The organism is Knoellia terrae (genome assembly GCF_048606435.1).
GTDB lineage: Bacteria > Actinomycetota > Actinomycetes > Actinomycetales > Dermatophilaceae > Knoellia > Knoellia terrae.
Genome location: NZ_JBMBWH010000010.1, coordinates 1 through 22,442, shown reverse-complemented (window position 1 = coordinate 22,442; position 22,442 = coordinate 1). Strand labels below are relative to the sequence as shown.

Here is a 22,442-nt window from a genome sequence, read left to right as displayed (position 1 = left end):
AGCACCTCCGATGACCATCACCGACCTCCCGACGGCGTCGTTCTGGCGACCCGGCGACCTGCCGGGCCGGCGACGGTTCACGTCGCTCGGCGCGGTCCCGCTCGAGCTGGGCGGGCTGCTGCCCGAGGTCACGGTCGCCTACGAGACGTGGGGCGTCCTCAACGAGGCCGCCGACAACGCCGTCCTCGTCGAGCACGCCCTCACCGGCGACTCGCACGTCGAGGGCCCGGCCGGGAACGGGCACCCCACCCCCGGCTGGTGGGACGGTCTCATCGGCCCCGGCCGGCCACTCGACACCGACCGCTTCTTCGTCGTGGCGAGCAACGTGCTCGGCGGCTGCCAGGGCACGACCGGGCCGTCGAGCGACGCCCCCGACGGGCTCCCGTGGGGGAGCCGCTTCCCCGCCATCACCATCCGCGACCAGGTGAGCGTGGAGGCCCACCTCGCCGACCAGCTCGGCGTCCGCCGGTGGGCCGGGGTGCTCGGTGGCTCCATGGGCGGCATGCGCGCCGTCGAGTGGGCGACCAGCCACCCCGACCGGGTGGCGACGTGCATCGTCCTGGCGTCCACGGCATACGCGACGGCCGACCAGATCGCCTGGTGCCAGCCCCAGCTGCTCGCCGTCCGCGCCGACCCGAACTTCCACGGCGGCGACTACTACGCGCACGGGGTCGTCCCCGCCGACGGGCTGGGCATCGCCCGGCGGATCGCGCACGTGACCTACCGCCACGAGGGTGAGCTCGCGGAGCGCTTCGGCCGTGTCGCCCAACCCGGTGAGGAGCCCCTCGGCGGAGGGGGCCGCTACGCCGTGGAGTCCTACCTCGACCACCACGCCGGCAAGCTCGCGGCACGGTTCGACGCCAACTCCTACGTCGTCCTCAGCGAGGCCATGAACAGCCACGACGTCGGCCGGGGTCGGGGGGGAGTGGCCGCCGCGCTCGGAGCCTTCTCGGGCCGCCTCGTCGTGGCGGGGGTCGACACCGACCGCCTCTATCCGGAGCGGCTGTCCGAAGAGATCGCGGCGCTTCGGCCCGGCACCATCCTGCGCCGGGTCACGTCGCGCTTCGGCCACGACGGCTTCCTCATCGAGATCGAGCGGGTCGGCGAGATCATCCGTGACGCCCTGACGGAGGAGCACGGCTGACGTCGCCGTCCGCGTCCGTGTCAAGCGTCACAATCTCCGGTAGCGTCCACGCAAGAGCCCGGTGGGGCTGACCTGAGACAGAGGAGACGCTCGTGGCAATCGTCGTGGGATACATCCCGACCAAGGAAGGCGCTGCCGCCCTGGCCCGCGCCGGAGAGGAAGCAGTCCTTCGCGGGGCTGACCTCGTCGTGATCAACTCCAACCGGGACGGCGCCGGCAACGACTCCGAGGAGCTCAACCGCCTGGGCGACGACCTCAAGGCACAGGGCGTGAAGGTGAGCGTCCGCCAGCTCATCCGCGGCAACGAGCCGGCCGAGGACCTCATCGCCGTGGCCGAGGAGCTCTCCGCCGACCTCATCGTCATCGGTCTGCGCCGTCGCACCCCCGTGGGCAAGCTCATCCTCGGGTCCAACGCGCAGCGCATTCTCCTCGACGCACCCTGCCCCGTCCTCGCCGTCAAGAGCTGACCCCTCCCGGCACCGGTCGCCGGACCGTCCACCGCCCGCCGACCACCCGCACGGAACTCGCCGCGACCCCCCTCGAATAGGGCAGGGGGGTCGCGGCGATTTATAATGGTGGAGCACCCTTCGAGCAAGGGCCGGTCCCCACCCCTGTGGGGCACGTCAGAAGGTGCACCAAGTCGATCAGCCGGTCGGTGCTCCGCCCACGCGTGAGCCCCACCGAGCGCCTCCCCGTGACGAAAGGTTGCCGGTGTCGCCTGTGTCCACGAACGCCTCCGAGACGCCCCTCCCCGCCGAGTTCAGCCACCCCGCCCTCCAGGACCTCATCCGGTCGGGGCGCACGGGTGGACAGGTCACCGGTGAGCAGGTGGCCCAGGCCATCACCGCCGCGGGTGTGCGCGCCAGCCGCGGACGCATCGTCCTCACGGCGCTCGCCGGTCAGGGCATCGAGGTCGTCATGACCGCCCCGGACAAGGCCGTGGCCGCCGCCGCGAGGGCCAGCGCCAAGAAGACGACGACGACGGCCACCAAGAAGACTGCTGCGACCAAGAAGGTGGCCGCGACAAAGGCTGCGCCCGCCAAGGTCTCCGCCCCCAAGGTGGCCGCCGACGAGGCCCCCGCCACGAAGACCGCGGCGAAGAAGACCGCGGCCACGTCCGCCGCCAGGGCCGCGACGACCAAGAAGGCCGCCGCCGCCGCCGCGGCCCCGGCCAAGAAGACCACCCCCGCACGCAAGACCGCCGCCAAGAAGGCCGCCGGCGCCGCGAGCACCGCCGATGCGCCCGAGGCCGACGGCGACGTGGACGTCGAGCCCGACGACGTCGACCCGGCCGAGCTGGCCAAGGTCGGCGAGGTCGACGTCGCAGCGGTCGTCGCCGTGACGGCCGACGCCGACTCCGACGACGACAGCGACTCCGAGGACGGCGAGGGCGACAAGGCCAAGGCCGACGCCGCTCCCGAGAGCGCCGGTGGCTTCGTCCTGCGCGACGACGACGAGGAGGACGCGCCCGTCCAGCAGGTCGTCACCGCCGGCGCGACCGCCGACCCGGTCAAGGACTACCTCAAGCAGATCGGCAAGGTCGCCCTCCTCAACGCCGAGCAAGAGGTCGAGCTCGCCAAGCGCATCGAGGCCGGCCTGTTCGCCGAGGAGCGCCTCAACTCCGGCGACAAGATCGACATGAAGCTCAAGCGCGAGCTGTGGTGGATCGCCCAGGACGGCAAGAACGCCAAGAACCACCTGCTCGAGGCCAACCTGCGCCTCGTCGTCTCGCTGGCCAAGCGCTACACCGGCCGCGGCATGCTCTTCCTCGACCTCATCCAGGAGGGCAACCTCGGCCTCATCCGTGCGGTCGAGAAGTTCGACTACACCAAGGGCTACAAGTTCTCGACCTACGCGACGTGGTGGATCCGCCAGGCCATCACCCGCGCCATGGCCGACCAGGCCCGCACCATCCGCATCCCCGTGCACATGGTCGAGGTCATCAACAAGCTCGCCCGCGTGCAGCGCCAGATGCTCCAGGACCTGGGTCGCGAGCCCACCCCCGAGGAGCTCGCCCTCGAGCTGGACATGACGCCCGAGAAGGTCGTCGAGGTGCAGAAGTACGGCCGCGAGCCCATCTCGCTGCACACCCCCCTCGGCGAGGACGGCGACAGCGAGTTCGGTGACCTCATCGAGGACTCCGAGGCGGTCGTCCCCGCCGACGCCGTGAGCTTCACGCTCCTCCAGGAGCAGCTGCACTCGGTCCTCGACACGCTCTCCGAGCGCGAGGCCGGTGTCGTCTCGATGCGCTTCGGCCTCACCGACGGCCAGCCCAAGACCCTGGACGAGATCGGCAAGGTCTACGGCGTCACCCGCGAGCGGATCCGCCAGATCGAGTCCAAGACGATGAGCAAGCTTCGCCACCCCAGCCGCTCGCAGGCGCTGCGCGACTATCTGGACTGACCGGACCGGCTCCTCGGCGCCATCGTTGCAGGTCAGCGGCGCTTTTCACCGCGGGCTCTGTGCGGATTTGCAGAGCACAGCGCTCCTAGTCCAGATATCGCCTAGGCTCGGTCGGTGACCACGAGCAGCCTTGGTGTCCCGGATCTGCGGTTGCTGGCGACGTCCTGGATGCTCGGTCTGCGGGCCGAACGCAAGTCGCCGCAGACGCTGAAAAACTACGGCGACGGGGTGCGGTTCTACCTCGACTGGTGCCAGCGGGGCAGCGCGGACCCACTCGCCCGGGACAGCCTGCGCGCCTGGGTCGCCGAGCTCGTCGACACCGGGATGGCGCCGGCCACGATCCGCGCCCGCCAGCTCCCGGTGCGCCGGTTCACCGCCTGGCTCGCCGAGGAGAGCGAGATCGCCGCCGACCCGTTCCTGGGGCTGCGCTCACCCAAGCTCGACGTCAAGGTCGTCGAACCCCTCAGTGACGACCAGCTCCGCCGGCTCCTCGCCGCCTGCCAGCCCCCGACCGGCGCCACCCCGCAGGTGGCGCTGCGGCACCGCCGCGACGAGGCCATCGTCCGCCTCATGCTCGAGACCGGCGCCCGCGCCGGCGAGGTCGTCGCCATGGCCCTGGAAGACCTCGACCTCGCCGCCGGCACCGCGATCATCCGCCGCGGCAAAGGCGGGAAGGGCCGCGTCGTCCCGGTCGGCCCCCACGCCGCCAAGGCCCTCGACCGGTACCTGCGGCTGCGCCGCCACCACCGCCTCGGCGCCACCTCACCCGCACTGTGGCTCGGCGACCGCGGCAAGCAGTTCTCCTACGACGCCCTGCACAAGTCCCTGGGGGAGCGAGCCGCCGCCGCCGGTATCTCCGGATTCCACCCGCACCGGATGCGCCACACCGCCGCCCACCGCTGGCTCGCCGCCGGCGGCTCTGAGACCGGCCTCATGGCCGTGGCCGGATGGGCCCGCCCGGACATGCTGCTGCGCTACACCCAGGCGCAGGCCTCCGCCCGCGCCGCCGTCGAGGCCCGAACCCTCAACCTGGGAGAACTGTGAGGCGGCATCGACCCGACCGCCCTGCAGGCGCCTACGAGAGCGCCGTGACAGCGCTGTGGCCGGATCTGGGCGACGAGGACCCGCATCAGCGCACCCTCAACGCCACCTACAACTACCTGGTCGCCGACCGTCAGCTCAACCTCAAGACAGGACAGTGGGAGCTGCTTCCACTCTCCACGACCCGCCCGCTGCTGCGCGTCGTCTGCGACGCGGGGCACGGGGCACGTCCCGATCCCATGCTCGCCGAACTCTGGAGGACAGACTCCGGCCTGTTCTTTATCTCGAAGCTTCCCGGAGGGCTCTTCGACCCGCCCGATGACCCCACCGATCCGTTTGCGCCCCCGACCGCCGTGCTGTCCAAGGATCAGAAGGTAGAACGTCGTCGCCAAGCCGGTCGGGCACGGCTCACGCAAGGCTGGCAGCCGGTGCCCATCACCATCGTCCGGCTCTTTCTGGAGGACCCGAACACGCTGAGCGTCACGTTGTGGGTCAAGTGCGGCCGTCATGGCCCGCACACGATCGACCGGGTTCGTCTGTACAAGACCTACCTTGAGGATCAACGGCGACGCCAACAGCGCGACACGCCAGAACCGTTGGTGATCGGGCTGCATGACGTTGAAGCGCTATCCTCGCCGTAGTCCGCAGGATGCGGTCTAGATGCGGTCGCCGGTGGCGCCCCCAGGAGTGACGCACCTGGAGGAAAGCCTGGTTCAGCATGTCCGCAACCAAGCCCACGCAGCGACAGCTGGTCGCTCGCCTGGCCGCCCACGAGTCCTGGGCCCGCACACCCGACCGGACGGCACGCACCGCGCCAGCGCGCGATGCCTTCCTCGCGAAGTTCGAGGACCTCGTCGACCCTCGGCAAGAACTGCTCCCCGATGAGCGCGCACGTCGGGCGGTCAATGCTCGGAAGGCGCACTTCACTCGCCTCGCCCTGCGCTCGGCGCAAGCGCGTCGCTCGGCCGGTAGCCGGCGGAAGGCTCTCGCGGAACTCGGGGAGGCAACCGCTCTACTTGCAGAGGCGACGCAGTCATCCTCGGACACTTCCGAGGAAACCCGGGCGACATGCGATGGCGCGCCCACCGTCGACGCTGCGAACCCGTCCCTCGCGGTCAACAGGGGGTCCGTGCGATGAGCGCAAACGAATGGCGCCCTACCGGGGCACCACCCGAGTCGTCCTCCCAGACAACGATCCCCACGGTAGCCAAGGGCACTGACACCAGACCGGCAGCGGTGCTCATCACGGCTCCGCGTACTGGGCGACCCCGCAGGATCCGACCGGGGTCACGGGCCATGCTGTTGCCGAACCACCGCACCGTCCTGCAGCAGTCGGCCATCTCCGACAAGGTCATCGACGCTCGAGGCTATGCGAGCCTGACCTGGTCCAACACCGACGACCAGAACGCTGACCGGCTGAAGGCGGCGGGCTTCGGGCGGGCGCTGTATGAGGACCGCTCGCGGTACCCCGGGGTCCTGATCCCCCAGTTCGGACCTACCGGCGCCCGGCTCTCCGCGCAGTACCGGCCGGACTCCCCCCGGAAGGACGACAAGGGGAAGCGCCGCAAGTACGAGTCACCGCCGAATCGGCCCTTGGTTCTCGACGTCCACCCCTTCAATACTGCCAAGATCGCGGACCCAACTGTGCCCCTGTGGGTGACCGAGGGTGTCAAGAAGGGCGACGCGCTGACCACGGCTGGCGAGTGTGCGCTCTCCCTGTCCGGAGTGTTCGCTTGGCGCCGAACCCACGGCACGTTGGGTGACTGGGAGGACGTGCAGCTGCGCGGACGACGGGTGTATGTCTGCTTCGACAGCGACGCGCGCACCAACGGAAACGTCGCTGCAGCCATGTCACGCCTGGGCAGATGGCTACGGTCGCGTGGGGCCAAGGTGCAGTACATCACCTGCCTACCCATCGACGGTCTGGACAAAGTTGGTGTCGACGACTACCTCGCCAACGGCGGCGTCATCAGCGACCTGGTGAACGCAGCGTCCTCGAGCCCTCCGAACCCCACAGCGGGGGACACGAGGCTTACGGATGCCGTCTTGGTTGAACGGTTCGCCTTCGAGTGCCTTGCCGACCGCTACCTGCACGTGCATGGCCTCGGTTGGCTGGGCTACGACGGGCGGCGGTGGCGTGACGTTCCGGACGAGGTGGTCGTGGACGAGGTCCGCAGGTACGTCACCCTCCTAGCGCACCTGGCACTCCAGGATGGTGAGCCTCACGAGCGACTGAAGCAGTATGTCGCCTTGCAGTCGGCCGGCCGGATCAAGGCCATCGCCGGTCTCGCCAAGGGAGTGGAGTCGGTTCGGGCAGAATTGGACGACTTCGACGCCGACCCGATGCTCCTTGGAGTCGGGAACGGAGTAGTGAATCTAGCCAAAGGAGAGCTCCTCGAGCACGACCCCTCCCTCCTTATCCGGCGAGGCACTGACGTCGACTTCCACCCGGGCGCGGAACACCCGGACTGGAACAAGGCACTGACCGCGTTCGCCGATGACGACACCCGGGACTGGGCCCAGTACTTCCTGGGCACCGCGGCGACTGGCCTCACGCCTCGCGAAGACATCATCGCCTTCTGGCACGGCGGCGGAAGCAACGGCAAGACCACCATCCTCGGGGCGGGCCACCTCGCACTGGGCGCCGCCGCTCAGGTGCTTCTACCGACGATGTTCGGCGGCCGCCGGGAAGAGCACCCCACCGAGCTCATGGACCTTCTCGGGGCGCGATTCGCACACGTCGAGGAGACTGGGGACGGCCATCGACTGGATACCGTCAAGTTGAAGCGCTTCCTGGGCACAGAGCTCATCACAGCCCGGCGAATGCGACAAGACTCCGTGACGTTCCGTGCGACGCACACTCTGGTGGTTTCGACCAACCACCGACCGGTGGTTACGGACACCGACCACGGAACATGGCGTCGGCTGGTGATGGTTCCGTTCCCCAAGACGTTCGGTGAAGACGGGCTCCCCGCGGATCCTGGGTTGCGCGGCAGGCTGTTCAACGAGGTGCCTCAGCAAGAGGCCGTCCTCGCGTGGCTCGTTGAGGGAGCACGACGTTGGGCGGCCGATGACTACAAGCTGCCCCAGATGCCGGAAGCCGTGGAGGAAGCCACGAAGGAGTGGCGTGAGTCATCCGACGTCATCTACGCCTTCGTGAGTGACAGGCTGCGCAGTTCCGCCCGGGGACTCATCGAGGTGGAGCATCTCAGGGCCGAGTTCAACGCTTGGCTGCCAGAGCCGCACCATCCCTGGGGCATCCAGACATTCGGGGAGCGCTTCGAGAGACACGAGGCGATCAAGGCCCTCGGCGCTAGCCGCGGGAAGCACCCGGCCAATAGACGAGCCGTCTTCGAGGGGATGGTGTTCAGCACGGACGAGTGATGCGGCGCAAAGGACCCGAAGGCCCTACTCAGTGCGAACGACTGGGTCTCGCCGGTATGGCAAGGAACGTCACTCGGGTCCTTTGCGCACCACACCTACGCGGGAGGACGCCTGAACATGGTCGAATGCGGCATCAGTCGATGATGACGGGCTTCTGCCCGCGGTGCGTCAGGATCAGGCGTCACCCAGCGCCCGTTGGCAATGCGTGTCATCGTGGGGAACCCCTGACTGAGGAGAGCCTTGTGGCAGACATTCACGTATGTGCATTCCACGCCGACGAGGGCATCCGTCCAGAGCGTGTCGGCGACGAGGCGGGATCGCTGCGATACACCTGCCCCCGGCTGAAAGGCCATCCGACGGAAGGCACCTACACCTGGTTGTCTGTCCCAACGCCGCCCGGCCTAGAAGGGGTGACCGGCCTTGCCGCCGACCTCGGTCTTCATCTCGAGCTGCCGAGCATCGTTTCGGAGTTCCGCGGTCACTGGGTGGAGTACGGAGTAGTCGAACAGCGCTACGCCGAGCGCAACCCGCAGGACTTCGCGATGCTCGTGGAGCGGTACGGTCACACCGCGATCAAGGGCAAGAGCTACACAACGTCGGCGTTCCTCGCTCACACGTTGGGAGACCTCAGCAAGCACGGCTCGGTGCTGTATCACTGGGGACCAGCGACCGGGCGGTGGAAGTACAACTCCCAGATCTCCTGGTGGGCAGTCGCTCCTGAGCCGCAGTGGTCGACGGAGACGTCGTGGGAGGCACTCGGGTGCTCGGTGACCTACGTGCCCGGGCAGACGGAGGTGTAGACCTGAGCGCGCACGAGCAACACAGCGAATGAACGAGCACCAGGTGCAGAAGCACCTCGCCCAACTCTGGGTTGACGAGGGGGCCGACATCGGCCGTGAGCGCCTCTTCCTCGCCGCGTGGGAGGTGATGGACAGCTACCGCATCAACAGCGCACAGCAAGGGTTCGGTCGGCCGGCCGTCGACTTCCTCCTGCTCGACTCCCAGGGGCGCATGGTCGCCCTCGAGCTGAAGATGACTGTGCGCTCTCCGCGGGATTGCTGGTCAGTGCTGTGTCAGGTGACGCACCGCGCGCAGCGGCTCGCAGAGGGTTTCACCCCCGGCCCTGCTGAAGGCTGCCTACCGGACGTGCCGCTCGGGCGCGTACGGCCGCGTCGAGACCCGAGACGTCGGCCCTCTGCTTGAGGCTCATGCCCGCCACTTCTGCACTCCGACTCTGCCTGCCCCCTCTGGGCTCCCGGTGCGACGGGTAGTCGCTGCGAGGCACTTCGGTTCGGCCTGGAGCGACGTCCGTGAGGACTTCGTAGAGGGTCCCCGCGAGGCGACAGTGGAGGCCATCTCTCGGTACGCCCAGGGCGGCGGGGCTGGTCGCGAGTTCAGGCGCTGGTTGGCGTTGGCGCCTCCGGAGCCCTCGGCCTTGGCTGCCGGCGTCCTCGACTTGGTCGTGACGACGTCTTGAGAGGCCGGAGGTTCGTGAGGTTCTCAGAGTCGTCAGTGTTGGGCCTGGGGCCGATGGTGAGGCAGGGAGAACAGGCCAGCCTTCGCTTCGGGAGCAGGCAAGCCGCGAGCCCGCCTGGGCCTTCGCCGCGCGCCCGGCGGACAGGTCCGGCCGGCCCGGGTCCGCCTTCGCGGAGAAGCCGGTGGGCGGCAAGCGACGGGCGCACTGACAGCGTCGCCGCTGAGTCAGACCGCGATGACCGCCAGTGCGATCGCCGGAAGCGCGGACGACGCAACGGTCCCTCGGACGCTGCCGCCGCGCGGGCGCCAGTAGCCGAGCAGGTCGGCGACGCCCATCGCGAGCGACGACAGCAGTATGTAGAGCAGGGACACGACCACGACGGTGACCCCGGTCGACTCGTCGCCGTTGTGGAGGATCCAGAGCCCGGCCAGCCCGCCGATGCCGGCCAGGGCGTTGCGGACGCCGATGCAGAACGACCACAGGTGGACGTTGGCGATGCCGTGCGGCTCGATCCCGAGGAACTGTTGCACCCAGGGCCGGTCGATGAGGAACGCCTCGAACGGGAAGACGGCGATCAGGATGACGGCCGTGATGCCGGTGCAGACCTGCGCGACGGTGTCCATGTCAGTCCGCCGGCCGGGCTTCGACGAGCGAGATCGTCGAGATGGTCGGCACGACGCGGGTCATCCGGAAGCCGCTGCGCTCGAGCAGCGACGCGAACTCCTCCTCGGTGCGCTCGCGACCGCCGACCCAAAGCAGCATGTCGAGGTCGAGCGACTTCGTGAAGTGCGGCGCGTCGCCCGGCGGCACCACGCTCTCGACCAGCAGGAGGGTCGCGCCGGACGGCATGTGGCGACGCAGGATGGTCAGCAGCGCGACCGCCTGGTCGTCGTCGAAGTCGTGCACGACGCGTCGGAGGACGTAGAGGTCGCCGTCGTCGGGCGCGGTCTCCAAGAACGACCCACCCACGAGCCGGCACCGGTCGAGCACGCCCGCCTCGCCCAGGTGCTTCTCGGCCGGACCGATGAGGCTCGGCTGCTCCAGCAGCACGCCGTCCGCGGCCGGCGCCGCGCCGAGCATCAGCGCGAGCAGCTGCCCGTGGCCGCCGCCGACGTCGACAATCGTCCCGAACGGCGTGAAGTCGTAGACCGCCGCCACCGTCGGCCAGTCGAGCTCGGTCAGCCGGCCCATCGCGTCGTTGAAGGTCGAGGCGTAGTCGGCGTCGCGGTCGAGCAGGTCCCACATCGGGACACCGTGGACCGCCTCCGCCTGCGGGTCACCGGTGGTGACGCCCTCGGGGAGCCGGCCCCACACCGACTGGTAGCGCGGGTCGCCGATCATCAGCACCACCGACCGCATCGAGTCCGGCGAGTCGGACACGAGCGTGCGACCGACGGCCGTCAGGTCGAAGCGGTCGCCGACGTGCCGGACGATGCCGTACGCCGCGCTGGCCCGCAGGAGGCGGAAGGTCGCGTCGGGGTTGGTCCCGAGGTCGGCGGCGACCTCCTCCGCGGTCCGCGCCCCGGCGGCGAGGACATCGGCGATGCCGAGCCGGGCGACGGCGTACACCGCCTGCGAGGCCATGAAGGCCGACGAGACCTCGAGGATGCCGACCTCGGGCGGCACCATCCGCCGGGCCAGGCCCTGGATCGCGGTGCGCACGCCGGTGGCGGCGCGCACCACGCCGACGGGTGGAAGTCGGGTCATGGGATGCCCCCTCTATGATCGTCAGGGATGCTGACCATCATGGTCAGTGATGCTGACTACGTCAAGGGATGCGATGGACCTCGCGACGCTCATGTTCGTCTCCTACCGCGCGATGGACGAGCGTGTGCAGCGCGCGATGCGCGAGGCGGGGTACGACGTCACGGTGGCGCAGTCGCGGCTCGCCCAGCGGATCGCCGACGAGGGCTCGCGGCTGACCGAGCTGGCCGACCGGGCGCAGGTGACCAAGCAGACCGCGAGCCTCCTGGTGGCGGCGCTGGAGCGCGAGGGCCTGGTCGAGCGGGTGCCCGACCCTAGCGACGGTCGGGCGCGGCTGATCCGGATGTCCGCACGCGGGCGCGAGGCCGCGACCCAGGCCATGCATGTCGTGATCGCTGTCGAGCAGGAGTGGACCGAGCACCTCGGCCCCGAGCTCGCGGGGCAGCTGCGCGAGGGGCTGATGAAGCTCCGCGAGATCACCGACCCCTACGCCTAGAGGTCCACCTAGAAGTCGGAGGTGCCGCGCAGCCGCCTCGGCCGTCCGTCGGGGTCGATGGCGCGGCGGTAGAGCGGTGCCGCCCACCGTGCCGTCCGGGACGAGACCTCCGGCGGCTCGTGTGGGTGGAGCGACTGCCCGGAGTGCCGACCCGCTCGTTCCAGAGCGCGGTCGGGTCGTCGATGTCGTTCAGCCGGGGGTCGTCCTCGGGCAGGCCGAGGTGCTCCGCCCACAACGGCGTACGCAGCCGACGGTGCAGCTCGTCGTCGGGGTCGACGACCGCGCAGGTGAGCTCGGAGTCGTGGCTCCACGAGCGGAGGTTGAGGTTGTCGGAGCCGATGGTCATCCACTCGTCGTCGACGATGCCGACCTTGGCGTGGACGTAGATCGGCGTACCTGCGTCATTCTCGAGGTCGAACATGCTGAACCGGTCACCGCCCGCCTCCCGCAGCAGGTCGTACGCGAGCCGTTGGCCGTAGTGCATCGGGGGACCGCCGAACCGGCCCTCGTCCTCGGCGTAGCGCGGCACGACCGCGATCACCTGCAGGTCGGGCTCGCGGCGCAGGGCGTCGGCGAGCGTGCCGGCTACGACGTCGGATCAGAAGTACTGGTCCTCGACGTAGATCAGCTTGCGGGCGCGCGCGCAGGCACGGGTGTAGGCCCGGGCGAAGGTCTCTGCGGTTGTGCGTTGGAGGGCTACTTCCGTCACTCGTAGCCTGGCGATATCCACATGTGCCCCCGGATCACATCCAATGCGGTCTGGAGCGCATGGCATGCACCCGATCTAAGCGCGAGGCTGGGGTAACGCCACTCCTCGGCAACCTTCGCAAGGAGAAGGTCAACCCCAGTCTGCTTACCGATCTGCTTACCATCCACTGCGCACGCCCGGGACCACCGCCGTACGTCAGCGGACGACGCGCACGCTTACACCGCGTCGATGCCGCCATCCGGATGTCAATGGCATGGAAGGAGTCGCCAGGCCACACCCAGGACACAAGAGGTTCCAAGAGGGCCGTCAACGCCGGCAACCGTTGAGAGGTCGCGGACGCCATGGCGCTGCTGCTGACAAGGAGGAAGACCGAGCCCTCCCCGGCCCGACGCAGTTGCCCTCAACGGCTCGTCAGCGTTCCCGACCTCGGTGTCTACGTGCCGAACCGGCAGCGGGTCGCCGTCAAGCCTCCCATCAGTTCCACCGCACCGAGCAGATCCGCGGCGTGCGCGCCTTCCCGGAGCAGATTGGCGCTAACCCGGGCCGCTACGTCGTGCTCTCCACCGGTTCCACCGTCGCGGAGCTCATCTCGTGAAAGGTCCTCGGGCCGGACGGGCTCGTCGTATGGTCCCTCTGGTCCGGGTTCCTACATGAGGCATCCGGTCGACGGCTGAGGGAGACGCTCGTGGCCGCAGGGGTGCCGCTGGTCGAGGCCCACACTTCCGGGCATGCGACGGTCGTGGATCTGCAACGCCTCGTGGCGGCGATCAACCCCGGGTCGTACCGATTCACACCGACGCCGCGCAGGCGTTCGTAGGCCTGTTTCCCCGAGCCGCGCCGGTCGCCGATGGCGACTGGTGGGCGGTGTGACCCGTTTTCGCCGACCGCTCCAGCCGCGAACCACAACCAAGGGGACCACACGCATGGTCGATCAACTGATGCACCCGGTGTACTTGCCGTTTACGACAACCGAGCTCGAGAAGCACTTCGCGCCGGTGGCTGCCGCTGCGGACGGGCGACACCTGAGGCACTTCGAGGACAGCCTGAAGCGCTGGGCCGAGCACCAGGAGCGAACCGCAGCCGGGGGCTCCGCGACCTCGTCCGCCACCCGTCTGGCGCGGCAGATGGAGAAGGACGAGCGGTTCTGGATCGTCAGCGCCCTGATGGCCCTCTTTCACCGAACCGCAGACGATGCGGCCCGGGCGGCAGCCTTCGCGGGGCTGCTCGCGCGGGCGCAGGTGCAGCCACCTGGTGGGTTCGGGAGCTGGCAGGAGGCGCTGGCTGGAAGGCTCCACCTCTTCTTTGAGGTGAACCTGCCCTCCCCCAAGAGCTACCAGCAGTGGCTGCGCTCTCGCCTCGATGAGCGGGTTCTTGTGCCCTACGTCCGCGAAGCTGCAACGGCCCGGGGCACGCTAGAGGGAGCGACCAAGGCCGCTGCCATGCTGCTGGCTGAGGACACGGGGGTGGCCGTCGTCTTCGAGGCCAAGGTGCTCTCGGACGTCTCCAAGGACATCACCTTCGACGTTGCACGCAACCAGCTGGCACGACTGGTCGACGTCATGCTTGAACCTGCCGCACACCGCGCCCCGCTGTCGACCCGGAAGCCAGAGTTCACCAGCTTGGTGCTGGTCACCCCTGAGCTGTTCCGACCCCCGGCCCCTGGCGGCCTCGATCGCAGTCGGCTCTACGGCTGGCTCATGCCTGCCTACCGCGACGCGAGCGGCACCCTCCTTGCAGCCCACCTAGCCCACCGCGACTACACCGAGCTTCACGGCGTGGCCGACCGCCTCGGCTGGGCCACCTGGGAGGACTTCAACGCCGTCGTGGACGGCGCCTGCGGGTGGCTTCCACCCTCAGCTCGACAGGCAGGCAACGGCGACAATCCACCATCGCAGTAGGTCCGGCCTGTCTTTGTCCTGTTGGACTGTCCGGACATTGACCGAGGGAGGGTGAAGGGTGGCGGCATACACCGAGGCGACTGGCGATCTCCTCACTCTGGGGCTGCCCGCGATCGGACACGGCTGCAACACCGCCGGTTCCATGGCCGGCGGCATCGCACGCCAAGTCCAGGAACGGTGGCCGCAGCTGCACAGCGAGTACGCCCAACTCTGCCGCGACCGCCAGTTCCCGCTCGGCTCTTTCCATGTCGTGGATGTCGGGGAGGTACTGGTGTACAACGTTGCCACGCAACGGAATCCGGGGCAGGACGCCTACCTTGGTGCGATCTCATCCGCCGTCGCAGGCGCCCTACAGGACCTCGAATGCCGCGGCATCACGACACTTGGTCTTCCGCGCCTCGGTGCCGGAATTGGCGGGCTCCAGTGGTCCGCTGTCCAAGCCGTACTGCGAGCACTGGCCGCGAGCTCACCGGTGGACCTCGTCGTAGTCACTCAGCCGAGACGACCCATCGACGCCTGAACGCAAGAAAGCGCCCCGTGGCTGGCCCCGCCCGTCCAGGAGACGAGGGAAACCGGCTCACGGGGTAGGGCGGAGCTTGCCAGCGTTCGTCACTGCGAGCTCGCCGCTCGACCAGGTTGTGTCCACCCTGGTGATTGGCTTGTGCCGAGCTGGGTCAGGCTGCGCTTTCATGCGTATGGCAGTGAACCGCGCCGGGTTCAGAGCTCGTCGCGCACTCGTGATTCAGCGCGCCAGCCGGCTGACGGAGGGCTGCAGCGGAGGCCTCGCCGCGGCATCCGGCCAGTGTCTCCGACACCCGACCTCGAGCTTCCGGTCGCGTCCTGCTCAAGGACGGATCTCAAGACAAGGGCCGCCTCGGAGGTGGATACTGGGATGTTGTGGAGAGCAACTCACCTGGGACAGTGGGAGGCAAAGTCATGCAGCTCCGAGCGATTGCTTGCGCGTGCCTATTCCTGACTTCAGCGCTGTTCGCGGCGCCAAGGGCCGAGGCGGTTGAGGGGTTCGATACGACCTCGTCGACGACAGCGGACGGCGCGGCGACGAGTTGGGCCGTGAAGTGGGGCATCAGATATGACCATTGGGTGCCCGGGGACTACGGTGGCGACGACCGGACCGATATTGCGGTCTGGCGGCCGCGCAATGGCACGTGGTACATCCGCGGCGTGGGCACGGTGGTGTGGGGACGCGAGGGCGATAGGCCGGTGCCCGCTGACTACAACGGCGACGGCAAGACCGACATTGCGGTGGTACGCGGCCCCCAGGACGGGTGCAGCGTGCCGATGGTCTGGTACATCCGCGGTGTGGGCACGTTCACCTGGGGCCGCGGCTGTGACGGGACGGTGCCGGCCGACTACAACGGCGATGGCCGAGCCGAGGCGGCCGTGACCCGTTATTGCCACTGCGCGGACCCCAGCGCGCCCCTCACTTGGTATATCCGCGGCGTCCGCACCGTGGAGTGGGGAGTCGGCGGTGGCGACCGCGCGGACCGGGCGATGCCCGCGAACTACGTCGGTGACAAGCGGACCGACCTCGGCGTGATCCGGACAACCACGAGCGAATGGAAGTGGTATATCCGAGGGGCCGCCACCCCTGTTGTGTGGGGCGGCAAAGCCACTCCTGATGGCTTCCTCGATGACATGCCTACCCCCGCTAACTACATCGGCGATAGCCACGACGACATCGCCGTCTTCCGACAATCCACGGGCGAATGGTTCATCCGCGGCCTCAGCGCACCCATCACATGGGGCAAGGGCGGCGGCCGTAGCGACTGGCCCGTGCCCGGCGACTACGGCGGCGACAGCCACACCGACATCGCTGTGGTGCGGTATTCGCCTACCGACGAAACTTTGACGTGGTTCATCCGCGTTGGGACGCAGTGAAGGGACCGCTTCTCAGCGCGAATTGAGGCGCATCCGGCCCCCGACCTGCTGGCCTTGAAGTTTGCGCCTGTTCCCTCTTCCCGCACCTCGCCAACGCGAACCTGCCGTGGAACCCCATGGAGGACGCCGAGGCGCGGGCCGTAGAGGTCGACGGTCCGCGTAAGCGATCGACGACGCGACCGCCGTCGCGGTGGTCGACGGCGTGGTGGAGGTGGTCTCCGAGGGCCAGTGGCGACGGTTCCTCTGATCGCCGGCGGCTCCGCGCGACCGGCACTCCTGGGATCCGAGACACGCCCGAACATTCTCTCGCTGACCTTTGCGACCGCTCTAACCTGTCTCGAGAGCAGCTCGCGGGGAACCGCCCTGCGGCGTGCCGGAGGAACGGGGAGTCACATGTCCGACATCACCGCGCAGAGGTCGTCGTGACCAGCGCAGGGGCCGCCGACAAGGTCGACGTCAAGGCCTTCTGGCGCGACGGGTACCAGATCGTCCGGGGCGTCTACACGCCGGAGGAGATCCGCCGGTTCCGCGAGGACGTCATGGCGACCCGCTCGCATAGGGGTGACCTCCTGTCCAACCCGCGGCTCAGCCGCGTCATCACCGACGGCAACATCGTCGGCATCGCCCGCACGCTGCTCGGCAAGGACGAGATCGTCTACGCCGGTGACAGTTCGGTGACCGTCAACTCGAGCCAGCGTGGGTACCACAAGGACAACGCCGACCGGGAGGACCTCAACGCCCCCGACTGGCAGGGCCGGTACACCGTGCTCCGGTTCGGGATCTACTGCCAGGACCACGTGCAGCACACCGGTGGCCTGAACCTGCGGGCCCGGTCACACAACACGACCTCGCTCAGCAAGGGCAGGACGGTGTACGTCCGCAGCGGTGTCGGCGACGTCGTGGTGTGGAGCCTGCGCACGAGCCACAGCGGCAACGGGTCGCTGCTGCGCTTCCCCAAGTGGCTGCATCCGCACCCCGGCGTCGGCCGCCGCCTGCCGTCCGTGTTCGAGGCGGCGAAGGACGGCGACCGGATGGCGCTCTTCGTGGCCTTGGGCCTGGATGACGCCCACCACGACCGGTACACCGAGTACCTCAAGACGCGGAGGTACATCTGCGGCATGTGGCGCCACTCGCAGTACGACGAGGATACGCTCGCGCGTGCGGCGTCGATCGGTCTCAAGGTCCGGGACCTCCCGAAGGAGATCGCCGACGACTCGAACGTCGGGCAGAACGAGGTCTGGCAGCCCCTGCCTTACTGACCAGTCCGCTACTGTTTTGAGCTCCGGTCCCGATCCCTGATGACCGTTGCCGCGGGCTGGGGGCGGCAGTGCACGCGGTGAGCTGTCCCTTGACTTCGGCGCGTCGTGTCGTGGTCGGCGACGTTGCCTCCTGCGGTGCGGTTCGGTGGTTCAGACAGCTCTAGCCCGGTAGGCAAGTGCAGATTCACGCCCGTAGACACAGGTCGTCTGCGGCGGGACACTCGACTCAGGCCTTCAGAATGGATGCAGTCAGAGGAGCAGCCATGTGGTGGATCATCGGCCTGATTACCTTGTTCATCGTCTGCGTCGTCGTCCTTCAGCGGCGCGGTGCCGGCGCGGGTGACCCGAACTACCGGCCGCCGGATGAGCGCCCCGAGTTCTATCAGCCGGGCGGCGGCGGCGCATGACAGTCGGGTCGGAGGTTCCTCGGGGTAGGTGTTTCTCGTCAGCCGACGCTTCGGCTCGGTGCCATTTCGCCCGCAACGCTCCGGGGGAAGTGTGGTGTTCGGTTGCCGTCGGCCGCAGGAACACCGTGCCCGTAACGTCACCGTCAACACGCGCCGCGACCACAACAGCGAGACCCGCTCGGCCCGCAAGACCACCGACTGATCGCCTATCTCGCCACCGTGCTGGCCGTCCTGGTCACCTCGCTCCTCGTCAATGACGACGGCGACAACACCGCTGACCCGTTCAGCGCCGAGCAGGCCCTGCGCTACACCACCTTCCTCACCATCGGCTACATGGTCGCGGCCGGCCTGGCCAAGTCCGGCACCTGGGGCCACGCCCACGACAACGACTGACAACAGTTCAGCAGAAACGAACGCCCCTCTTCGGAGGTGGGGGCGCTAGTGCATCTCAGCTGGGAAGCGGGCCGGGCTAGCCGGTACTGCTGAGCCCGGCGACTGACGTTGTTGAGGTGCCCATCTCGAACCACACGGTTTTTCCGGGCTTCGGATCCGCTTCAACCACTCCCCAGTGCGCGGACAGCGCGTCTACGATCAGCAGGCCTCTGCCTGTCTCCGCGTCTGTAGGGGCTTCCCTGCGCTCGGGCAGTGCGGCGCCGACGTCGCTGACCTCCACACGGAGCATGCCGGCACTCCGGTACGCATGCACTCTCACAGGACCCTCACCATGGGTCACGGCGTTGGCCACCACTTCGCTCGCCACGAGCACCGCGTCATCTGCCCACGGGGGCAGTTCCGGCTCGAGGAGGGTCCGGAGGCGTTGGCGCACAGCGGTGGCAGATTCCGGCTCGGACGGGACGAGCCACAACTGCAGGGTGGTCGAGCTCATCACAACTTTTTACCACTTGCGCCTCATTCGCATCACTGAATCCATGACGTTCATGAAGTGCGTAATGGTTGATCTGGCGGCCGCTGAGTAGGCCCTCGTTCACGTCGCCGCCAGCTGCGTCGGACCGTCGGCAGCAACGAACGCTCCGATCTCTTCGCAGGTGGGGGCGCTTCGTCTTTGTCGGTCGACCATGAATGCGTCGCCGGCTCGGGGGTAGTTGGGAAGAGTCTGAAGCAGTCCGGACTGTGCCCCGTTCCTCAGCGCAGGGGGAGGAGCGGGGCACCCTTCGCCGTCGGCAGGGTTGGCCCAGGCCGGCCATGACCCGGTAATCCACAAGCGCTATGGGGCGAGCAGCGCAGGGCAAGACGATGAGAGACGGTGTCGCAGGGGCACCGTCTCGAAGGAAGGAAGGATTGTGAAGCGACCTCTCGCAGTGTTGCTCCGCACATTGGCCGGGTTCACCATGGCCGCCGGTTCCGCACAGGCCGGCGAGATCAAAGGCCCACCCGGGACCGTCGACAGCACGAACACCAGGGCGCGCTCGATCACGCCCAATCCGCCTGCGCAGCCAGCGGCCTCAACGACCTCGACCCGCACGAAGGACATACCGTTTCACAGGTGCAGACCGCCGCCGACTCATGGAAGTACTACGGCCTGCCCAAGGGTGCACCGGGCACGTTGGGCTTGTGCCAAGGCAACTGACACACCACGCCCCCACCTCCTTGGAGGTGGGGGCGTTTCCTCGTGTCACGCCGGAGCTGTCGCTAGCATCTGTCATCGCATCACGTCTGATGCAGTGGTGCGAGCAGAGGAACCACGCATGACAGGCAATCGCCTGTGGTTCGAAGTCGGCACGCAGACGGGCCAGCAGCGTCGGGCTGGATGCACTTATGACCGTCAGCAATCTGTGCCGGTAGCGACGAGCCCACAAACGCTGACCCGGCACCGTCTATGCAACTACCCAGTTACCGCTGACCAGTTGCTTGGACGTCGCTCGACTGAAGATTGCGCGACTGAAAATTGCGCATGGCGCAGGGAGGCACTCATCCGCACTCCGGGCGTTTCGCCGGCGTGGTTGACCGAACTATGGCGGATGAACCGAGCGAGGTGTTGACTTGGTGCACGGGCCGGATCGCGGTGGATCCCTCCCCGGTTCTGAGCCCTGGCGCGGCGAACAGTCGCGACCATCAGGGAAGGAGCGGAGAATGTCCATTCAAGAGACCGAACGCCTCGTTCGCCAGTACTTGGACGCGCTGTTGAATCGAGGCGACTTCGCCTCGTTCTTCGCCGACGACGTGGTGTGGACAACCATGGAGACGGGCGACCAGGTCCGAGGCCGAGACGCAGTCAAGGACTTCATCATCACCATGCACACCCAGCTGTTCGACGCGTCCCCTGAGTTGGGAAACATCACGTTCGCAGATGGTGTGGCGGGTGTGGAGGCGGTGTTCGTCGGCACGCACACCGCGGAGTTCGCGGGCGTCCCGGCGACCGGTACCTCCGTGCGGCTCCCCTACACCGTGTTCTACGACGTTGCCGATGGAGCAATCGCTGCGTTGCGCGGCTACCTGCCCATCAGCGCCCTAGTCCAGCAGCTTGCCGGAGCCGACTCCCGTCGTTCGGAACCGGCCCACTGACACCGACTGGGTCTGCCCCGGGCCGGAGAGTGATGAAAGCTGCGTGAGGCTTGGAGTGCTCCGTCGCTACCGGACAGACCACGCCGCGTCCCCCCGAGCTCAACCTTTATCGCCAGTCGGTAGGTCGAGCGGTAGAGGTTGGTTGCTGGTCTTCGCGTGATGCGCCGCGGGGAGGCCGTGCACGTCGCCGACAAGCTGCCCGACGAGGGCCTTCGGTTCGACTTGGATTAGGCCAGGTGATCACCCACGGCCAGTGACAATACCTGAGCATGGATCGCTGCTTTCACGGGAGCTGCAGCCCAGCGCAATGCCCTTGATTGTGGCCAGTTATGTCGCTCATGTCGGGGGTCTAAGCGCGCCGGCGCGAAGTCGCGGCGGATTAGGAATGGCTGAGGCGCGTTCGTATGGCCCCACCACGACGGCGGGCCTTGTCCGACGCTGGGCGTCTTGGGTCCCCGTCACAACGTGCGGGTGCGACGTTGCGTTTGCGCCGGCCGTTCACGCGTCCGTGATCGGCTCACGACAACGCCGGATAGTTACGGCTCCGTACGACCTTCGAGGGGGCGTTGCATTCCGGAACAATCATTCCGGAACAATTGGGCGCGACCTGAGCGGTGCGGGAACCTGCGAGGACTATCCCGCCGCGGGGCCGCGAAGCAGGAACCCTCCCGCGACCGTAGTTGTGACCCCGTCTTCATCGAACGAGAACGAGCACGTGTCGTCGATGGGCGCTCCCACCTTGTCTAGCGTGACTATTTGCGAAAGCACCTCCCCAGTGGCGGTGTCGGTTTGGGTGATGGTGACCTTGCGCAGGACCAGCGATAGCTGCGTGCCCTGCACCTTGAGGACAGCGCCTTCCGTGGCGGCCGGTCCGTACAGCGTCACGTCACCCAACGAATCGCAGACAACCTCGAACGCTTCGTAGAAGGTTGCCTTCGTGGGATCGGCGTTAGCAGGAGTGAGCGGCAGCAGCAATGCTGCTGGCACGACAGCGAGGGACAAGATCGACCTGGACATGGACATGATCGCCTCCATCAGCGGGACTCCAGAGGTGCCCTCGGGTCGCCGACGATGCCGAGGGGACAACACGGGTACTGAATGTTTTAGCCCCCCGGTTGAGAATCTGTCTAGGACCGACCTCAGATCGCATCTCAACCGCCCCGATGCTCTCCGCTACAGGGAGCGTCGTCCCTTAGGCCGCACGTCCGGATCGTGACCTCGACCGACCTCTCGTGGGGGGCCAGATGACGTAGCCCGGCCGGCAGAGTCCCGCACTGTCACTGGCTGGCTGCTCCTTGAGCGCAGGCGGCCCTCGCAAGGAGCCGCACGACCGAGGACCATCAGCGGCCGGCCGGTACCCAAGCAAGCTCACTCCTATGACAACGGATGGGGCGACGGCTCGGGCCTGGTTCACGAATTGCCGCCACGCTGGCATAGAGGGGCTGGTGGTCAAAGGCGCCGACTCGGTCTACACGCCAGGTCGCCGGTCGTGGATCAAGGTCAAAAGCCGCGAGAGTACCGAGGTCATCATCGGTGCCGTCACTGGCAGCCTCGAGCGGTCCGACACCATCGTTGCGGGTCTGTACCGCTCCGGGGTGTTGGAGATCGTGGGCCGGAGCACCCCGCTGACCACGACACAGTCCCGTGCGCTCGGGGCGGTCCTCACCGCGGCCGGCCCAGACCATCCTTGGCCGGACGAGGTGTCCTCTTCCCGGTTCGGTGCCTCCCGCGACAGGGTGGCTCTGGTCAAGGTTGAGCCGGTCGTCGTTGGCGAGGTGCTGGCCGACACGGCGCTGCAGGCGGGCGCCTACCGCCATCCCCTGCGCTTCCTGCGCCCTCGCTTCGACCTTTCACCCGAGGACCTGCAAGGCCGAGGCGAGTAATGCCTGGCTGTCGGGGATGCGCGGGAGACTTCGGGTGTGGTGAGGGCTGGGGCGGGCAGCAAGCGGACGTGCGGTCCTCACCATGATGGTTGCAAGATTGCATGACGAGTTGTGCCGCCGACACCTGACGTCATCCGCGTACCTCGCGCTCATGCTTGATATGTGGGTGATCCTCGTGATCGCCGGCGCTTCTACGTTGGGGTGTCCGTTCCCTT

Annotated in this window: 22 protein-coding genes; 17 read left to right on the top strand and 5 right to left on the bottom strand. The window is 68.0% G+C overall.

Features of this window, described 5'->3' with window-relative positions; translation table 11 throughout:
* The first annotated feature begins 10 nt into the window (after positions 1-10).
* The 8 genes from metX to ACOJV9_RS13560 all read left to right on the top strand — a co-directional run bounded on the left by metX (position 11) and on the right by ACOJV9_RS13560 (position 9,175).
* Positions 11-1,144, top strand: coding sequence for a homoserine O-acetyltransferase MetX (gene metX / locus ACOJV9_RS13595; RefSeq protein WP_420185757.1), 1,134 nt, complete (start codon positions 11-13; stop codon positions 1,142-1,144).
* A 92-nt stretch (positions 1,145-1,236) separates the two neighbouring features.
* Positions 1,237-1,611 carry a universal stress protein gene (locus ACOJV9_RS13590; RefSeq protein WP_420185756.1) on the top strand — a complete coding sequence of 125 codons (375 nt, stop codon included), beginning with the start codon at positions 1,237-1,239 and terminating at the stop codon, positions 1,609-1,611.
* A 253-nt stretch (positions 1,612-1,864) separates the two neighbouring features.
* Positions 1,865-3,547, top strand: a complete 1,683-nt coding sequence (locus tag ACOJV9_RS13585; protein ID WP_420185755.1) for an RNA polymerase sigma factor — start codon at positions 1,865-1,867, stop codon at positions 3,545-3,547.
* 114 nt (positions 3,548-3,661) lie between these two features.
* Positions 3,662-4,591 (top strand): tyrosine-type recombinase/integrase, encoded by a 930-nt coding sequence (locus ACOJV9_RS13580; protein WP_420185754.1) that lies wholly within the window; start codon positions 3,662-3,664, stop codon positions 4,589-4,591.
* A 44-nt stretch (positions 4,592-4,635) separates the two neighbouring features.
* On the top strand, positions 4,636-5,229 hold the full coding sequence (locus tag ACOJV9_RS13575; RefSeq protein WP_420185753.1) for a hypothetical protein: 594 nt from the start codon (positions 4,636-4,638) through the stop codon (positions 5,227-5,229).
* Between the two features lie 655 nt (positions 5,230-5,884).
* Positions 5,885-7,972: a phage/plasmid primase, P4 family gene (locus ACOJV9_RS13570; RefSeq protein ID WP_420185752.1), complete on the top strand. Its 2,088-nt coding sequence runs from the start codon at positions 5,885-5,887 to the stop codon at positions 7,970-7,972.
* 242 nt (positions 7,973-8,214) lie between these two features.
* Positions 8,215-8,772: a hypothetical protein gene (locus ACOJV9_RS13565; RefSeq protein ID WP_420185751.1), complete on the top strand. Its 558-nt coding sequence runs from the start codon at positions 8,215-8,217 to the stop codon at positions 8,770-8,772.
* 28 nt (positions 8,773-8,800) lie between these two features.
* The gene (locus tag ACOJV9_RS13560) at positions 8,801-9,175 is read left to right on the top strand and encodes a hypothetical protein (protein WP_420185750.1); all 375 of its coding nucleotides are present in this window, start codon (positions 8,801-8,803) and stop codon (positions 9,173-9,175) included.
* Between the two features lie 498 nt (positions 9,176-9,673).
* Here ACOJV9_RS13560 and ACOJV9_RS13555 read toward each other — a convergent pair whose 3' ends face one another.
* Positions 9,674-10,072: a DUF1304 family protein gene (locus ACOJV9_RS13555; protein WP_420185749.1), complete on the bottom strand. Its 399-nt coding sequence runs from the start codon at positions 10,070-10,072 to the stop codon at positions 9,674-9,676.
* Position 10,073: 1 nt separating this feature from the next.
* On the bottom strand, positions 10,074-11,156 hold the full coding sequence (locus ACOJV9_RS13550; RefSeq protein WP_420185748.1) for a methyltransferase: 1,083 nt from the start codon (positions 11,154-11,156) through the stop codon (positions 10,074-10,076).
* 73 nt (positions 11,157-11,229) lie between these two features.
* Between ACOJV9_RS13550 and ACOJV9_RS13545 the strand changes: the two genes are divergently transcribed.
* The gene (locus ACOJV9_RS13545; RefSeq protein WP_420185747.1) at positions 11,230-11,649 is read left to right on the top strand and encodes a MarR family winged helix-turn-helix transcriptional regulator; all 420 of its coding nucleotides are present in this window, start codon (positions 11,230-11,232) and stop codon (positions 11,647-11,649) included.
* Here the strand turns inward: ACOJV9_RS13545 and ACOJV9_RS13540 are convergent.
* On the bottom strand, positions 11,630-12,178 hold the full coding sequence (locus ACOJV9_RS13540) for a phospholipase D-like domain-containing protein (RefSeq protein ID WP_420185746.1): 549 nt from the start codon (positions 12,176-12,178) through the stop codon (positions 11,630-11,632). The genes ACOJV9_RS13545 and ACOJV9_RS13540 overlap by 20 nt on opposite strands.
* A 1,103-nt stretch (positions 12,179-13,281) precedes the next feature.
* Here ACOJV9_RS13540 and ACOJV9_RS13535 point away from each other — a divergent pair.
* From ACOJV9_RS13535 to ACOJV9_RS13510, 6 genes are all read left to right on the top strand, one after another.
* On the top strand, positions 13,282-14,256 hold the full coding sequence (locus ACOJV9_RS13535; RefSeq protein WP_420185745.1) for a hypothetical protein: 975 nt from the start codon (positions 13,282-13,284) through the stop codon (positions 14,254-14,256).
* A 58-nt stretch (positions 14,257-14,314) separates the two neighbouring features.
* Complete coding sequence (locus ACOJV9_RS13530) at positions 14,315-14,776, top strand: macro domain-containing protein (RefSeq protein ID WP_420185744.1); 462 nt, start codon at positions 14,315-14,317, stop codon at positions 14,774-14,776.
* A 551-nt stretch (positions 14,777-15,327) separates the two neighbouring features.
* Positions 15,328-16,155 carry an FG-GAP repeat domain-containing protein gene (locus ACOJV9_RS13525; protein ID WP_420185743.1) on the top strand — a complete coding sequence of 276 codons (828 nt, stop codon included), beginning with the start codon at positions 15,328-15,330 and terminating at the stop codon, positions 16,153-16,155.
* 422 nt (positions 16,156-16,577) lie between these two features.
* Entirely contained in the window at positions 16,578-17,414 is an 837-nt protein-coding gene (locus ACOJV9_RS13520) for a phytanoyl-CoA dioxygenase family protein (RefSeq protein ID WP_420185742.1), read from the top strand.
* Between the two features lie 263 nt (positions 17,415-17,677).
* Positions 17,678-17,821: a hypothetical protein gene (locus ACOJV9_RS13515; protein ID WP_420185741.1), complete on the top strand. Its 144-nt coding sequence runs from the start codon at positions 17,678-17,680 to the stop codon at positions 17,819-17,821.
* Between the two features lie 219 nt (positions 17,822-18,040).
* On the top strand, positions 18,041-18,214 hold the full coding sequence (locus tag ACOJV9_RS13510) for a hypothetical protein (RefSeq protein WP_420185740.1): 174 nt from the start codon (positions 18,041-18,043) through the stop codon (positions 18,212-18,214).
* Positions 18,215-18,290: 76 nt separating this feature from the next.
* Here ACOJV9_RS13510 and ACOJV9_RS13505 read toward each other — a convergent pair whose 3' ends face one another.
* Positions 18,291-18,707, bottom strand: coding sequence for an ATP-binding protein (locus ACOJV9_RS13505; RefSeq protein WP_420185739.1), 417 nt, complete (start codon positions 18,705-18,707; stop codon positions 18,291-18,293).
* A 1,205-nt stretch (positions 18,708-19,912) separates the two neighbouring features.
* Here ACOJV9_RS13505 and ACOJV9_RS13500 point away from each other — a divergent pair.
* Positions 19,913-20,344, top strand: a complete 432-nt coding sequence (locus ACOJV9_RS13500) for an ester cyclase (protein WP_420185738.1) — start codon at positions 19,913-19,915, stop codon at positions 20,342-20,344.
* 633 nt (positions 20,345-20,977) lie between these two features.
* Here the strand turns inward: ACOJV9_RS13500 and ACOJV9_RS13495 are convergent.
* A complete protein-coding gene (locus ACOJV9_RS13495) occupies positions 20,978-21,379 on the bottom strand; it encodes a hypothetical protein (protein ID WP_420185737.1) in 402 nt (133 codons plus the stop codon).
* A 341-nt stretch (positions 21,380-21,720) separates the two neighbouring features.
* Here ACOJV9_RS13495 and ACOJV9_RS13490 point away from each other — a divergent pair, with 341 nt between their 5' ends.
* A complete protein-coding gene (locus ACOJV9_RS13490; RefSeq protein ID WP_420185736.1) occupies positions 21,721-22,227 on the top strand; it encodes an ATP-dependent DNA ligase in 507 nt (168 codons plus the stop codon).
* The last annotated feature ends 215 nt before the right edge of the window (positions 22,228-22,442 follow it).